Consider the following 13,582-nt stretch of genomic DNA (forward strand, 5'->3'; position numbering starts at 1 on the left):
CTGAGTCTTAATTTAACAGGAAGGGGGATTCAAAAAGCAAAGCGAACCAAGATCGCACCGGCTATAAGGCCAACAGCCATAATGCCCGCGATCAGCACAATCATGTTACCCCTCTCCAGTTCCTGTCGCCAATTCGTCGCACTTGGTAGGGATAAATCCAGTTGTAAAGCACCGCCAAGTGCGGCATCTGCCATATGCTTGCCCCGCCAACATCTGATGAATGATTGCGAAAAAGATGTTTTGGGAATGAACAGGGTAGAAACGATAAACATCAGCGCAGCAAGCGCGTCAGGCACAACAATAAATATCCGCTCAAGGATAAAATACATCTGACTAAAGTGCTTTTCCTGCGGTGCCTGCAAATAGCGCTGTTTATAAAACAGTGCCCCCTGATAAACGGCTTGCTGCACAAAAAGTCCGGGTAGGCCCAATATGGCATACCAGAAAACGGGGGTAAGGAAACCTTCGACAAATCCACGCGCCATACCCCCAACACAAGCCGCTGCCAATTGGCTTTCAGATAATTTTTCAAGGTCTCTCATGCGGAAAAGAGATGAAACTAAAGGATACAATTCACCACGGACCGTAATATAGCTTTTTAAAGCCAAAGCTTTGCGTACTTTCCGCATTCGAACCTGTTGATTGCGATAATCCAAGCATAAAGCAATCATAAAAACTTCGATCAACCACAGAAAAGGTGCGTTTAAGCTAACCAAAGAAATCCCAAAGCCGACGAGGGCAGCAAGAAAAATCAACACAATGGCACTTAACCCACCAGTCACAACAGCTATGCTGGATGAAGACGTCGAATCATTAAGTAAGCGGTCAAAGCGGACAATTATCCCGGCCAATAAACGGCGCGGTTTCGGTAACCATTTTTCAAGGAAAAATACGCCTCCGTACAATGCCTCGATACCCAAAGCAAAAAGCAAAAGAAACAGTGGTTCAGCTGAACCATAAACACCCGGCACGTATTCTTCCTCTTGGTGTGTTACAACGAATTTTGTTTGATACGATTGAGCACTGAAATAAGTTTTCCCGCAAGTTCCTTTCGCTCCACAGGGGCAAGAAACCGTCCAAGAGATACAGATCGACCATGTGAGCTCAAAATCAGGACATTTTCCTCGTCCTGTTCTTCAAATGACACTTGCATCCAATACGGCTGGAAAGAGAAAGATGTCTTTTGCCCCCAAGGATTAACCCTAGTCACAAGCATCTCATTCTCTGTCATCTCAATCAATTCATACTGTCCACCAGATCGGTAGCTAAATCGAAAAGCAAAATAGATTAAGGCAACATCCAGCCCCAAAAAACCAAGAACAGGCCATGCCCCCGCAAGAAAGAAACCTAAACTACTAATGAAAATAATGCTCAGAATAAACACCATCAAAAACCTAAAGCCCTTCTTACTCAGGCTTCGATTAGGGCGTAAAACAGCATTAAAAAGAAGATTTTCTGCGCTGGAAATTGAACCTTCTGAACTCAGCATAAGCCTTTATCCCTGATACAACAAAGCTATAGCCCTTAAAGCTTAATGCTTTTATCAGAAATATCCCACCAAAATTATTTGGCGGGATAAAAGTGTAAAACACTACTGTTTAGACAAAAGCAGCCGACGCAAGCATTTACGGTTGTCCATAGGCCTCACCTGTTCATCCCGCGCCTCGACATAGGACGTTACAGAGTCATAAAGCACCAGATCCAGAACACAGCTTTCTGCATTGTATTGCCAAATCACAGCCGGGTTTTCCTTGCGCACTAACGATGGCTTTCCAAGCAATGCCTCTAACGCTTTTGTATCAATTCCTAATAACTGCTTGGGATCATCGTTGACGTCAGGCTCCAAGGGAGTCGCATCATAGCTCAAAGCTGCCAGTTCTTCGGGTTGATCCGCAGTATCACCACGACTTGGTTCTGCGTTCTTTTCTTCAGTATTACTCGGGTTATCTTGAGCAGACTGTAGTGGTTCCGAGCCAACAATAACCACTTTACGCTTCGCAGCATTACCGCAAGCACTGAGGGTCATTGTCAGAATGACAAGAAGGAGAATTTTTTTATAGCTGCGCATTCTTTTACTATCTACGCAACGTCCCGCCGAATTCGCTCAAACCGATGAAGCATAAAAGCCGTCGCCCAGATTGGCATAACAATATTTAGAATTGGAACCGTCAACAAAAATGCAAGAAAGAAACCTGCGATAATGACGCGGCCACTAAACTGCTTACGCAGCAACTTTGCTTCTCTTAAAACCAAGCGACGCTGCGCTACCATTTCAAAATACTCACGCCCAAGCAGATAACCGTTGATTAAATAGAAGGCAAAAAGGTTTACGAGCGGAATAAAATACAGTGGCAAAGCAATAATATTTACCAGCAACGTCACGCCAACAAACTGTATTGATCCTAAAATCGTTTCACCCACAGGCGGTTGGCGTCCTTCCCCTAGTTCAGGATAAAATTTAGACTCAACAGCCTTTGCAATATCTTCCAGAAAAAAAGGAATGATAATCAACATAACTGAAGGGAAGAGCATGATACTCAAAAAAGCAACACCTATCCAGGAGATCGCTTCGGCAACTGTGACTAACACACTGGTTATCCAACCATCAGATTCAGCCCATCCTGCGATCAATCCATCCAAAAAGCTGACGCCATATCCTGCCAAGCTCCAAAGAAGCGCAAAGATTACCAGCGAAATAGCCGTAGAGATAAAAAACACTTTTCTGAAAGCCGGATCACCTGTTTGACCAAATGCTTTTGAAAGATCGCTGAACATAAGTTTAGATTCCGTCGCTTAACCCAATGGAAGAAAATCATAAGCAAAACCCTGCCATAACAAAACAGAACTCTACTTCTGAAAATAGATCTATTTCTTAAGGGGGAAACGTGCCTTTTTCAAGGCGAGAAAGAATTTTGTCGCGACGTAACACCTACTTTGGCCAACATCATAATTCCATAAATGGGCGCAAATGCCGCAACCTTTCTCTTTATTGTGATCAGATAGGGTTATTGTCTTCCCCTTCTATTCACTTTAAACATAGGGATGATTATTAATCTTCTTCCCGTGAGCAAAATCTAATGCCAAAAAGTTTTATCGCACGTTCAATTTTTATTCTCTGTATTGCCTTGATTGTTGCAGCTGCGGCTTTTATCGGCATGAGAGTTTTCGATCAAAAATCAACCTCTAATCAATCTGGCTCCCTAATTGGTGGGCCTTTCAACTTGGTCGACCACACAGGTAAGGCTGTTACAGAAAAAGATTTCCTGGGTAAATATATGCTTATTTACTTCGGGTATACCTATTGCCCTGATGTTTGTCCTACGTCTTTAACTCTACTATCCGGTGCAATGGATATCGTGGAAGAAAAAGACCCCGAACTCGCCAAGCAGATAACACCCGTTTTCATAACTGTTGATCCGGAACGAGACACAGTGTCTGCAATTCACGATTATGTAGAAAATTTTTACCCCACCATGGTTGGGCTGACAGGAACAACTGAACAGGTAGCCGCAGCGGCGAAAGCCTATCGTGTTTTTTACCAAAAGGCTGAAACGGAAGAATCAAATGAATACTTAATGGATCACTCATCCATTACCTACCTGATCGGTCCAGATGGTCTTTATGCGAAGCACTATGGCCACGGTACTGAATCAGACAAAATGGCGGCTTCTTTGATTGAAATCCTATCCAAGTAACGATAAGAAATTTGCGGCTTCTGATTTAAACTAAACAGAAGCCGCAGACTAAAAATGCCCCCAAGAGAACGACGATATCTAGGTGCTAATAGGCGCATTGAGTGACTGCTAATGCCGAATTCAATCTTCGAGCTTGCGGCTATTAAAGCTGGCAGATAACCTACGCCAATGATCCAGAAAAATAGTTATCTTGATATTCAGGGACAAAAAATTGAGGTCATTATCCAGCCTCATCCGACCTCTAAAAAATTGTCCCTCCGACTGGTTACCGGCAAGACAGCTGTTAAAGTTGTTTGCCCCCCCAATTACCCTGTTGCAGATATTCTGGATTTTGTTGAGCGGCAAAAGGGATGGATTTCAGACCGCTTAGACAGACAAACTGGCCCGATACCCATTAAAGAGGGAATTGATATACCCATCCTCGGGCTTCCCCATAAAATTGTTAGAATTGCACCCGACACACAAACTCAACGTCAAAAGGGCGCAGCTTGGCTGGAAGCAAACCAGCTTTACATCAAATCACATTCAGAACATTTGCCGCGCAGGGTCCGGGATTTTTTGAAAAAACAAATACGTTTTGAAATTGATTTAAGAGCACAGGAAAAAGCAGCACGAATTAACAAAAAAATTGCCACGATTCGTATTAAGGACACGACAAGTCGATGGGGAAGCTGTTCAACAAAAGGCAATCTGAACTTTTCCTGGCGTCTGATATTCTCGCCAGAAGAAGTTCTGGATTACGTTGTCGCCCACGAAGTAGCCCATTTAGAACATATGAACCACAGTTCGGAATTCTGGACGCTTGTCGATCAATTGACCGATACCCGAAGAAGCTCTCAACAGTGGCTTAAAATCAATGGTAATCAGCTTCTTTCTTATAGCTAGGCATATAAACCAAGGTATCTATTTTTCAGAGTAAACCTCGACCTCATAAATACGAAAATTCCCCCCTTGATTACCAAAGATAAGGCCATCAAAATCACCTTTCAAGGTCGTATCGTTAGTCTCAATAATAAGTTTATCATCAAGCAAAACATCCATTTCACCCCGTCCATTACGACGTAGTTCTACATTATGGATATCACCACTTAACGATTGGTCTAAATTAGCCGTTCCCAGGACAACCTGCCCATCCTGAGACGTTCGTGTCAGCTTAATTTCACTTTCCTTCGTATCTGTAATATAGGCTAGGGAATAACCGTTGATTCGAGAAGATCCCTGATAAACACCAAAGTTCGCACGCCCATTATCCAACAAGCCATTCATGTTCACTCTCACAGAGAAACTGTTCGTGATATTTGTCGCGCTATAAATCTCGGCATAGCCTTTATATTGCGTACGTTTTTGAGACTGATCCTTGTTTTGAAGGAATATATCCGAGAAAATACCAACAATTTCCTGAGCACTATTTTTATCGTTTTCTGTTGCTTTGATTTCCGCAACGGGGACAGAGCTGTATAGATACTCTCTGTTGACCACATTAAAATCACCTGATTCAACAAACCAACGTGGATTAAGTAAGAAATCACCATCACGGAATGAATCAAATAAAACCCGGGTAGACCAAGGACGATCATAATCAGCCAGTATCGCCGAAATTCGTTGCTTATACTGATCACCGGAAAGGGTGGATTTCTGTCCCTCGTTATTGAGGTCTCTCAACTGTTTGACTAAAACCTCAGAGCGCGAGTCAATCACCGTCTCTACTTCTGTATCCGCAAAGTTCCGAGTTCTAATATCTCTCAGAATTTCTCGGCTGACCAAACCATCAACGATCAATCCAAAATCAGACTGATAAGACCTGATCGCTCTCAAAGTTCGTTGGCCTGGTAACCCATCGATTGGCCCCGGGTCATACCCGGCATCGCGCAACCTTCGCTGTAACTCTCTCTTTTCGTCACGTGTAAGATCTACTTGCGGGCTTGTGGTCGAGGAATTGGGATCAGACCACGTAATTGACGGTTTACTTTGAACTTCGCCAGTATCAATTTCTTCGGATGGGATCTCCTCCTCAACATTTTTTGCTTCAGCGGAACCTGGCTGCCAATTTGCAGCTTCTTCTTGTGCCTGAGATATTTGTTGCGCAGACATAAAGGGGGACAGCTTGTCCCGTGCTCTACGGGCCTCTCTATCCCCTTGTGACGCGGCAATGTTAAACCACTTATGGGCCTGAACATAATCTTGGGTTGTTCCATAGCCTTTGGAATAAACATATCCCAACATAAATTGAGCATCGCGATTTCCAGACGTTGCAGCTTTGGAAAAATCACGAAATGCAACAGCATAATCCTGGCGATCAAAAGCCACCATGGCATCATCAAATGTGGCCGATACAGCAACCGTGCTCATAGCCAAATTCAATCCCCAAATTCCTGCCAGAATTAACTGCTGAAGCTTTCTCATATCCGCTCTTTCCCGACGACATAGTGATCTGTTGTCCTACTTAGAGTATAAGCATCGGAATTTGACCAAAATATGCTGCAACTTATGATTGCTCATCAAGGAAAGTTAAAAACAAGACCCGTTTAAAAGATTACTTAAATTTCCCAGTACCATTATTGGACGGCAGGTAATCTAAATCATTTTTATCGCGGGGCTTATTATCCTTCCTGTCAGCAGAACCACCACCGGACTTCAATCGTCCAAAAAGACTTTCCAAAAACCCGGATGCTTCCTCTACGGTATCTTCCAGCAGTGTTGGGGATTCTTTTGGCAAGTCTGCGACCGGTTTATTCTGTTCAATTTCACGAACAAGGCTCCCCCATACCTTGGCAGGAAGAGTACCCCCCGTCACAGATTTCATCGGGCTGCCATTGTCATTTCCAAACCACACACCGGCTACTGTATAGGGAGTATAACCCACAAAAAGAGCATCTCTTGAATCCTGGGTTGTTCCTGTTTTCCCTGCCGCCACACGGCCTGTTTGCGCCGCTTTCCCGGTTCCCCAGGCAACCGTTGCACTCATCATGTCATTCATCATGCCAACATCACGTGTTTTCACAACGCGGCCGAGGCCACTTCCTGTTCGCTGATAGAGCTTGTTACCATTACGGTCCTGAATTTCTTTAATACCATACGCAGAAACCGCATTCCCCCCATTAGAGAAAACAGAATAAGCAGCGGTTAACTCTAATAACGTTACTTCAGACGCACCCAACGCAATTGAAGGAGATGTATCCAGATCGGTTTCGATACCAAGCCTATGTGCCACTTCTGCCACTTGCTTACGCCCGACTTTTTCCGACACCTGTACAGCAACTGAATTCATAGATCGGGCAAAAGCATCCCGTAGAGTGACATCGCCATAATACTTGCCTTTATAATTTCCAGGTTTCCATTTACCCACCTTGATAGGCTTATCAACAAACCGACTATCAGGCCGCAAACCGCTTTCGATGCCCGCAAGAAAAACAAATGGCTTAAAAGCAGATCCAGGCTGGCGCAAAGCCTGCGTCACACGATTGAATTGACTGGCCCGATAGTCACGCCCCCCAACCATTGCCGTTACAGCTCCGTAGTTTGACATCACAACAGCGGCCGCCTGCTCAACATTATGCTTTTTACGATTGTCTTTCAGTATCTTGAGAAGATTTTTCTCTGCCAAACGTTGATGTCGGGTATTCAAGGTCGTGTGAACCACGATATCACCCCGATAACCACCGATATATTCATCAACCTGCCGTAAGACCCAATCTGTAAAATATTTACCCTGTCCATTTGTATCCCGCTTTAAGGATGGACGGTTTTTCTTCGCCTTTGCCGCTTCTTCGCTGGTGATAAATCTTGCATCAACCATTGCCTGTAGAACAAGATTGGTTCTGTTTTCTGCCTTAGAAGCACTGCTGGTCGGGTTATAACGTGACGGTGCTTTTAATAACCCTGCGATAAGAGCTGATTCATACAACCCCACCTTTCGGGCAGACAAGCCAAAATAAATACGGGATGCAGCATCAACACCATAGGTTCCAGCGCCAAAATAAACCCTGTTCATATATAGGGTAAGGATTTGTTTTTTGGTAAACTTTTGCTCTAACCAAATCGCAAGAAGAGCTTCCTGAACTTTTCGTTTTAAACTGCGTTCTGAGCTTAAAAAGAGATTCTTCGCCAACTGTTGAGTAATTGTTGACCCACCGTGTGCCATACGACCAGCACGAATATTGACGAGCATTGCCCGGGCAATCCCCAATAAATCAATACCAAAATGATCATAAAAGCGACGATCTTCAATTGCGATAATCGCCTGTGACAAATAAGGCGACATCTCATCAACGTGGAGAACATCACCATAGACATCACCATAACTGGCAAGGCGAATACCATCGTCAGACATCAAAGTAACAGAAGGCCGTCTGGATACCTGATCCAATCCGCCCACGTCGGGCAAATCCCATGCGTAGTAAGCAACAAGACCACCCAGCAGTATGGTTCCCCATATTGCCAGGACTGAACACCATAAAACCATTGTTTTAAGAAGCCCACGTTTAACCGTTCGTTTCTTGCTGGTCCCTTTGGTTCTTTTTTTCGCCTGTCCAGTCTTACGCGGTTTTGTCGATCGTTTACTCGCGCTCGTGACTCTTTTTCTCGAATCAGCCTTCAGCCCCTTCGATCCCTTAGAACCAGATCCCTTTTTTGATGTCTTTTTTGTCGTCGCCATAATTTCACTGATAAACTATTCGTATTTGGCAAGCTAGTGGCAGGCCGGTGTCAAGAAGATGACCTCTTAAAAATAAAAGGCCGGAACTCTGAAAGCACCGGCCTTTTATTGTTACAAACAATGAGCTTTAAACGTCGAGGTTAGCAACTTCCAGCGCATTGCTCTGGATAAAGTCACGACGTGGCTCAACTACATCCCCCATAAGGGTCGAGAAAATATCAGAAGCCTCGTCACTGTGACCAACTTTTACCTGTAGAAGGGTTCGTGCGTTCGCATCCAGCGTGGTTTCCCAAAGCTGATCCGGGTTCATTTCCCCCAGCCCCTTATATCGGGATACGTTGATGCCTTTACGGCCAAGATCAAACACAAGGTTTGCCAAAGCATTCGGCCCTGTAATAACCGTCTCTTTATCTTTCACGCGATAGGTCGAGCTGGCCGCATAGAATTCCTGCATCTCATCGGCAAGGCTGTTTAGACGACGCGCTTCGCCAGTCCGGACAAGCGTCAGATCAATCACACGGCGTTCCGTCAAGCCACGTAAGGTACGAGTCAGTGTCATTTCACCGTCCACAGTGTTTGTTTCAGCGGTCCACCCACGTTGTAATTCAGGCAGGTTTTCATTCATCCGCTTAACAATTTTTTCTGCGACAACAGGTGCACGATTTTCATCCAGCAACAATGGTTCGCTTAATGCGCCCAGAATTGTTGCCTGTTCTACCAGTTCAACGGACCCAACCTTGCGAATAAGAGGAACCATCAAATTACGGGCAGTGACCGCGTTGGAAACAACCTCAATCAAATCTTCTCCGGCAACCTGAACACCTTCTTTGGTTTCAAGAAGAGCATCCTTGACACCACTACTGATCAAATAGGATTCCATCATGCTGTCATCTTTAAGATAGCGAATAGAATCGCCTCTTTTTGCGCGATAAAGCGGCGGCTGAGCAATGTAGAGATAGCCCCGTTCAATAATTTCCGGCATCTGGCGATAGAAAAATGTCAGCAACAGTGTACGGATATGGCTTCCATCCACATCCGCATCGGTCATGATGATGATCTTATGATATCGAAGCTTCTCGATATTAAACTCATCACGCCCGATCCCCGTACCCAATGCTGTAATGAGAGTTCCGATTTCAGTGGAAGAAAGCATTTTGTCAAAACGGGCACGCTCAACGTTTAGAATTTTACCCCGCAACGGCAAAATAGCCTGAGTTGCACGATCGCGTCCCTGTTTAGCAGATCCCCCCGCAGAATCACCCTCGACGATGAAGATTTCTGAAAGGGCAGGATCTCGTTCCTGACAATCGGCCAGCTTTCCTGGTAGCGAAGAAATATCCAAGGCCCCTTTACGTCGGGTCAGCTCACGTGCTTTACGCGCAGCTTCACGTGCCGCAGCGGCTTCAACGACTTTCCCGACAATCCGTTTCGCTTCATTGGGATGCTCTTCAAAGAACTGTCCAAGACGATCGTTAACAATATTCTCAACAACAGGACGAACCTCGGATGAAACCAGTTTGTCTTTTGTCTGGCTAGAGAATTTCGGATCAGGCACTTTAACGGAAAGAACACAGGTCAAACCTTCACGCGCATCATCGCCTGTCAGGCTGACTTTTTCTTTCTTCATCAAGCCAGAGGACGTCGCATAAGAATTAATTTGACGCGTTAAGGCCGCTCTGAAACCCGCCATATGGGTTCCGCCATCACGCTGTGGAATGTTATTGGTAAAACACAGAGTATTTTCGTGATAACTGTCTGTCCATTGCATCGCAACTTCGACAGTAATCCCATCTTTTTCGGACTCCATATGTACAACATCTTCGAAAAGTGATGTTTTGGTCCGGTCAAGATATTGTACGTAGGCCTTCAGACCACCTTCGTACATGAATACAGTTTCTTTTGGTTCGGCATGACGATCATCACGAAGTGTAATGCGCACCCCTGAGTTCAGGAATGCCAACTCACGCAGACGATGTTCCAGTGTGTTAAAATCAAATTCAACCATCGTGAAGGTTTCTTGCGACGGCAAGAAGGTTACATGAGACCCTTTTTTACCATTTGCAGGTCCCTTTTCGATCAAACGACCATCAGCTTCACCGTGAGTAAAAGAGATATAGTGCTCTTTATCATTACGGTAAATATGAAGCTCCAACTTCACAGACAGCGCGTTCACAACAGAGACACCAACACCGTGCAAGCCACCGGAAACCTTATAGGAATTCTGGTCAAACTTACCGCCAGCATGAAGTTGTGTCATAATAACTTCGGCAGCAGAAATTCCCTCTTCGGTGTGAATATCAACCGGAATACCACGGCCATTATCGTGAACCGTCACAGACCCATCGCCGTTCAGAATAACACCAACCGTATCACAATGCCCGGCGAGGGCTTCGTCAATCGCGTTATCAACAACCTCATAAACCATATGGTGAAGACCGGAACCGTCATCGGTATCACCGATATACATACCGGGACGTTTCCGAACAGCTTCGAGGCCACGCAGCACCTTAATAGAATCAGCGCCGTAATCGCCGTTCTGGCTGCTGTTTTCTTGGTCTTGCATATCGCCGTTTTCGGTCATTTTTACCACTTTCTTCCAAGTTTGACGTTCACGAAGTTATTCCCCCGTGTGGGCCAAAAATACAGCCCCGTCCTTAATCGTTAAATACTGCGCTTTTTCGCCCATGTCTGTGAAGACATTCGCATCAGTTCCTGTCATCCAGGCCTGACAACGCAAGTGTAGTATTTCATCAAAGAGGCTCTTGCGCCGTTTTTCATCAAGATGCGCAACAACTTCGTCCAGCAACATTAAGGGTGCTGCCCCCCGTTCCAACATCACCAATCGCGCATGAGCCAGAACAATAGATAACAAAAGTGCCTTTTGCTCACCTGTTGAACACAGAGAAGCCGGCATATCTTTTTCAAGATGGTGAACCACAAGATCACTTCGATGCGGTCCCCATGAGGCCCCGCCTGTAACAGTATCTTTTGATCGACTGTCAGCCAAACAAGATCTCAGGTCTTCTTCTACCAACAAGGCAGGTCTGTCTTCTAACCAACCTTCAACAGATCCTTCCAAAGCCAAGCCAGCAATGGGAAAATCACCAACAGTTTGGGCACAAGCATCTATTAGTTTTTCAGTCATTTCACGACGCGCAACAGCAATTGCCACACCGTGTCTTGCCATTCTATCTTCCAACGTGGACAACCATGCCTTGTCCGTATTTCCTGCTTTGAGTAAACGTGATCGTTCTCTCAACGCATGATCATAGGCGCTGGTATTGCCTGCATGTGCAGGGTCAAAGCCAAGAACCAATCGATCCAAAAACTTGCGACGCCCTGCGGCCCCATCCCTAAGTAAACCATCCATTTGCGGCGTTAGCCAAATCGTCGAAAAAACCTCTGCCAATGCTTGTTGGCTTTTACAGGTCTCTCCGTCGACGCGGACAATACGACGCTCTCGGGATGTTCCGTTCATATTCAAAGGATCACGACCGGTTCCGACATCTCGTGGTCCATCTTCGGTCATGACTTCTGCCGCAACAGCCCAAGCTTCTGGTTTTTCAGGTGTCGACCTTCTTGCAATTTCCGGTAAGGACGCACTCCGTAAACCCCGCCCAGGATTCATAAGCGAGATTGCCTCTAACAAGTTGGTTTTGCCGACACCATTTGCACCCGTTAAAATCACTGGTCGCGCATCAACCGTAACTTCCGCACGTTCGTAATTACGGAACTGGGTAAGAACAACCCGACGCAACCAAAGGTTTTCTGACAAGGTTTCGTCAGTCACAAATGATGTTCCATTCTGGGCGGCAGCCTGCATAAGACTGTTTGATCCAGATCCGATTAAACACGCATCGGCATCAGCACATAAAGCGCAGATGTATCAGCAGAATCCCGGACAATAGTTGGGGAAGCAGCATCAGCCATTAAAAACTCTGCAGAATCACCTTCAATTTGTTGCGCAATATCCAGAAGATATCTGGAGTTAAATCCTATATCGAGAGACGTTCCCTCGTAATTCACTTCTAGAACTTCAACCGCGCTACCATTTTCTGCCGACGTAGCAGAAAGCGTCAGTGAAGACCCGTCTAACGTGATTTTGACCGCACGGCTCTTTTCTGTAGAAATCGTGGAAACACGATCAACTGCGGCAGAGAAAGTCTTACAATCCAGCACCAAGCTCTTGTCGTTACCGCTTGGGATAACACGCTGATAATCAGGGAATGTACCGTCAATCAATTTAGAACTCAGAACCGTTGAATCAAAACGGAACATAATTTTTGTTTCAGAGAGGGAAACTTCAATCGGATCACTGGTTTCATCAATCAGCTTGCGAAGTTCATTGACTGTTTTACGCGGAACAATCACACCGGGTAGATTTTCAGCACCCTGCGGCAATGGCATTTCAAACCGCGCCAGGCGGTGACCATCTGTGGCAACAGCACGTAACACAGGAATGCCTTCGGCTTCTGTTGCATGAACATATATACCGTTCAGATAATATCTAGTTTCTTCAGTTGAAATCGCAAAGCGGGTTCTATCAATCAGGTTCTTCAGTTCACCTGCCTGAATACCAAAAACCTGAGGCAGATCAGCAACGCCAGCTGCAGGAAAATCTTCGCGCGGCAGTGTCTGAAGCGTAAAGGTAGAACGCCCGGCTTTAAGGGTCATCTGTGCGGTTTCAGCGTTGGCCGTCAGTTCGACTTCGGAACCATCGGGAAGCTTTCGCACAATATCATAGAAAGTATGCGCAGGGGCTGTCGTCACACCTGCATCAACAACTGTTGCCTCAACCTGATCAACAATGGTCAGATCCATGTCTGTTGCCGTCAAGGACAACTTCCCGTCTTTCGCTTCCATTAAAACATTGGAGAGAATTGGAATAGTATTCCTGCGTTCGACGACACTTTGAACATGTGCCAGGGATTTCAACAATGCAGAGCGTTCGATTGTCAACTTCATGATGCTATGACTCAGTCCGTATCTTTCATCAGTACCAGTTCAAACCCCTTCTGGGTAACACCGCAGAACAAGGTCACGATTAGCCCGCATCCCATCATTGACAGCCCTAGGACTTTCAGGGTGGGACTCGGGCGGAAAGTATAGCGGGTTAGTTCACAGAAGGAAAACAATTATAACATCTTATCTACTTATGAGGCGAATTTCCAAAATCTTGGAATCACATCAAGGAGATATGAGTAAAATGATGAAGGCTATCCTCGATTGTCAG

General features: G+C 45.4%; 11 protein-coding genes. 2 read left to right on the forward strand and 9 right to left on the reverse strand.

The window, feature by feature from the left end:
• Positions 1-29: 29 nt before the first annotated feature.
• From ACN0QW_RS08405 to ACN0QW_RS08420, 4 genes are all read right to left on the reverse strand, one after another.
• Positions 30-971: a cobalamin biosynthesis protein gene (locus tag ACN0QW_RS08405; protein WP_417430510.1), complete on the reverse strand. Its 942-nt coding sequence runs from the start codon at positions 969-971 to the stop codon at positions 30-32.
• Positions 972-991: 20 nt separating this feature from the next.
• Positions 992-1,489 carry a DUF2244 domain-containing protein gene (locus ACN0QW_RS08410; RefSeq protein ID WP_299378740.1) on the reverse strand — a complete coding sequence of 166 codons (498 nt, stop codon included), beginning with the start codon at positions 1,487-1,489 and terminating at the stop codon, positions 992-994.
• A 102-nt stretch (positions 1,490-1,591) separates the two neighbouring features.
• Positions 1,592-2,068 (reverse strand): hypothetical protein, encoded by a 477-nt coding sequence (locus tag ACN0QW_RS08415; RefSeq protein WP_417430512.1) that lies wholly within the window; start codon positions 2,066-2,068, stop codon positions 1,592-1,594.
• 11 nt (positions 2,069-2,079) lie between these two features.
• On the reverse strand, positions 2,080-2,775 hold the full coding sequence (locus tag ACN0QW_RS08420) for an EI24 domain-containing protein (protein ID WP_299378736.1): 696 nt from the start codon (positions 2,773-2,775) through the stop codon (positions 2,080-2,082).
• A 302-nt stretch (positions 2,776-3,077) separates the two neighbouring features.
• Here ACN0QW_RS08420 and ACN0QW_RS08425 point away from each other — a divergent pair, with 302 nt between their 5' ends.
• Positions 3,078-3,695 carry an SCO family protein gene (locus tag ACN0QW_RS08425; protein WP_417430515.1) on the forward strand — a complete coding sequence of 206 codons (618 nt, stop codon included), beginning with the start codon at positions 3,078-3,080 and terminating at the stop codon, positions 3,693-3,695.
• Positions 3,696-3,863: 168 nt separating this feature from the next.
• Positions 3,864-4,580 carry a M48 family metallopeptidase gene (locus ACN0QW_RS08430; RefSeq protein ID WP_299371432.1) on the forward strand — a complete coding sequence of 239 codons (717 nt, stop codon included), beginning with the start codon at positions 3,864-3,866 and terminating at the stop codon, positions 4,578-4,580.
• A gap of 18 nt (positions 4,581-4,598) precedes the next feature.
• On the opposite strand, the gene ACN0QW_RS08435 is transcribed toward ACN0QW_RS08430, so the two are convergent.
• From ACN0QW_RS08435 to dnaN, 5 genes are all read right to left on the reverse strand, one after another.
• Positions 4,599-6,098 carry a peptidoglycan-binding protein gene (locus tag ACN0QW_RS08435; RefSeq protein ID WP_417430517.1) on the reverse strand — a complete coding sequence of 500 codons (1,500 nt, stop codon included), beginning with the start codon at positions 6,096-6,098 and terminating at the stop codon, positions 4,599-4,601.
• 130 nt (positions 6,099-6,228) lie between these two features.
• Positions 6,229-8,349: a transglycosylase domain-containing protein gene (locus tag ACN0QW_RS08440; RefSeq protein ID WP_417430519.1), complete on the reverse strand. Its 2,121-nt coding sequence runs from the start codon at positions 8,347-8,349 to the stop codon at positions 6,229-6,231.
• Between the two features lie 127 nt (positions 8,350-8,476).
• Positions 8,477-10,930: a DNA topoisomerase (ATP-hydrolyzing) subunit B gene (gene gyrB / locus ACN0QW_RS08445; RefSeq protein ID WP_417430521.1), complete on the reverse strand. Its 2,454-nt coding sequence runs from the start codon at positions 10,928-10,930 to the stop codon at positions 8,477-8,479.
• Between the two features lie 36 nt (positions 10,931-10,966).
• Entirely contained in the window at positions 10,967-12,139 is a 1,173-nt protein-coding gene (gene recF / locus ACN0QW_RS08450) for a DNA replication/repair protein RecF (protein ID WP_417430523.1), read from the reverse strand.
• 56 nt (positions 12,140-12,195) lie between these two features.
• Positions 12,196-13,314, reverse strand: a complete 1,119-nt coding sequence (gene dnaN, locus ACN0QW_RS08455) for a DNA polymerase III subunit beta (RefSeq protein ID WP_417430525.1) — start codon at positions 13,312-13,314, stop codon at positions 12,196-12,198.
• Positions 13,315-13,582: the final 268 nt, after the last annotated feature.

Origin of the sequence: Kiloniella sp., assembly GCF_048259265.1 — a bacterium.
In the GTDB taxonomy this organism is placed as follows: domain Bacteria; phylum Pseudomonadota; class Alphaproteobacteria; order Kiloniellales; family Kiloniellaceae; genus Kiloniella.